General features: G+C 48.6%; 2 protein-coding genes. Both read right to left on the bottom strand.

Translation table 11 applies throughout. From position 1 onward, the window contains the following. Positions 1–204: 204 nt before the first annotated feature. The gene (locus RMO27_RS16975; protein ID WP_309734652.1) at positions 205–675 is read right to left on the bottom strand and encodes an anti-sigma regulatory factor; all 471 of its coding nucleotides are present in this window, start codon (positions 673–675) and stop codon (positions 205–207) included. A 520-nt stretch (positions 676–1,195) separates the two neighbouring features. Next, the coding region (gene rlmD, locus RMO27_RS16970) for a 23S rRNA (uracil(1939)-C(5))-methyltransferase RlmD (RefSeq protein WP_309734651.1) at positions 1,196–2,395 on the bottom strand (1,200 nt) is incomplete at its 5' end.

Genomic DNA, 2,395 nt, shown 5'->3' with positions numbered 1-2,395 from the left:
TGCTAAAAAACTCCATCAAGATCTCGTTCGATCGCTCGAAGCATTAGTGGCATCGTCTAAGTATTCATAATTGGATGGGAATGAGTGTTAACCGTAGATTCAGGTTACCCACAAGGGGCACCCCCTACAGATAACTTGTGGGTAACCTCACAGATCTCTGCTTTTTTACTAGTCTTTCTGTCCTGTTGCAAGTGTGAGTAGAACCTACATTACTAGCGGTTCGCGATGCTCTTGTGGAGAGGCTTCGCCAGCGAGTTGACAGTACAACTGCTTACACAGCGAAATCTCAGTACCTTGTCTATTCCACACTACTCGATCGAAGATTTGATGCAAGAGGAACATCCCTCTACCGGACTCTGATTCGTTCTGGGGCAATAATTGGGTCGGTGTTTCTTGCCGATTGCGCTCTGGTGGATGAAATCCAGTTCCTTCATCCGAGATAATCCACCAATATGCACCCTCTTCAAAACAAAAACGGACAACAACCTGTTTGTGAGGGTCGAGGTTGTTTCCGTGTTTGGCGGCATTTACTAATGCTTCTTGAAGCCCTAAGCGGACTTCCATGTGCCATTTAGTCGGCACTGCTGATAAAAGACTATCGACGATCGGAGCAAGGAACAGGGTCGAGGAAAAACTAAGTTTATCCCATTCAGACTTCACTGGACTTAATACCATAGCAATCTTTTAATCCTCGTAGGGCACTTTGCCGGATTACAAGCGCGAACCGCGATCGAACAGTATGACTCCCGATTTAGTATCGGCTAGACCATGACCACACTCACTCAGGAAATAGTACCTTTGCACCGATGAGCGACAGCTCAGGATCGGTTTGGAGTCTGTATTCCTTTGGATAGAGAGTCAGCTATATTCACATCTACCATTATAGTTACAAAATCTCGATCGGTCTAGGCAATTATCGGGACGATCAGTATATAAAATTACTATTATGCTTACTGGGCAAGCATAATAACGCATAAATCGATCTGAAACATCATTAGCGATGTTGAATTGGAGTCACCAATAATGGCTAACCAGATCGCCGTAGTAGTACTGTAGCAAGCTATGTGGCAGACGGGGGCAGCGATCGACAGCAGACAAAATGAAATCGGCAACACCACGTAATTTACGACTTGCTGATGTTACCGATCTATGCGGGGGACGATCGATCTGCGACAATTTACCAATCGATTGGTAATTAATTGGCACTGGGGGTAGCAGCTTTGGTAAGAAAAGCCACACACTCAACATGCGCCGTTTGGGGGAAGAAATCGGCAGGTTGAACGAGATCGAGGTGATAGTTACCTTGTTCGCACAGGACTTGTAAGTCGCGTGCTAGAGTAGCTGGTTTGCAACTGATATAGATAATTTGGGCGGGTTGCATCGCAGTCAGGGCATCGAGGACGGCGCGATCGCAACCTGTGCGGGGCGGATCGAGCAACACGACATCGGCTTGCATGTCTAGCTCTGGTAATATCTGTTCAACTTCACCAGTGCGAAATTCGACATTATTAATGCCATTGAGCCTAGCATTGGCTCTGGCTTGCACTACTGACGCACTATGGACTTCAATCCCCATCACGCGTTTGACGCGCTTGGAGAGTGGCAGCGTAAAGGTGCCGATCCCACAATAGGCATCGATCAAGGTTTCTGTCCCATTAAGCCCAGCCCGCTCGACAATCAAATCGAGGACGGTTTCAGCTTGCTCGGTGTAGATCTGAAAGAAGGTATCGCCCTTGAGTTGAAACTGGAGGTTCCCAAACGTCTCACAGATATATTCGCGCCCAGCCACGCACCGAGTCTCGGTGCCAAAGATATTATTCGTCGGTCGATCGTTGAGATTGAGACAAACACCCACGAGCTTGGGATACCGCTGCATCCAGCGTTGAGCTTGTCCTTCGATATCGGGGATATTGAGATCCGTGACTACTAATGTCAGCAAGATTTCCCCCGTCCGCCGCCCGATCCGCAATAATAGATGCCGAAATTTGGGTCGATCGTCGGGAATCTCAATTACTTCAGTCACCGTCGGACGATTGCGGAGCTTGGGTTTGGGGATACCGCGATCGGTCATACCCGCATCTTGCTCTTGACTGACGAGGATCTGCACGCCAGTCCGCCGCGAGCCTGGTTCTCTGGCTCCTTTACTTTCCGGCTGATAAATCTGCCAACCGCGATCCTGGATATCTTGCTTGATCTCAGCCAGCAGCGGATTCAACCTGTCATCTTGAACCGGACATTGGTTGAGATTGACGATTTGATGGGTACCTTTACGATAGTAGCCAGCTTTGACAGTACCAGAATCGCTGAGTCCGAGGGGATAGGTAACTTTGTTACGATAGGCAAAGTTGCCTTGGGCACCGACAATTGTTGCCACAGGCGGCTCGGCAAAACCACC

This window comes from Chamaesiphon sp. OTE_75_metabat_556, assembly GCF_031378165.1.
Classification (GTDB): Bacteria; Cyanobacteriota; Cyanobacteriia; order Cyanobacteriales; family Chamaesiphonaceae; genus Chamaesiphon.
The sequence above is the reverse complement of the archived record's forward strand: the minus strand, read 5'-3'. Positions and strand labels throughout refer to the sequence as shown.

What these genes read in the sequence shown, in the direction of transcription:
- RMO27_RS16975 (WP_309734652.1), bottom strand. Translation starts at nt 675, where the DNA reads ATGGTATTAAGTCCAGTGAAGTCTGAATGGGATAAACTTAGTTTTTCC.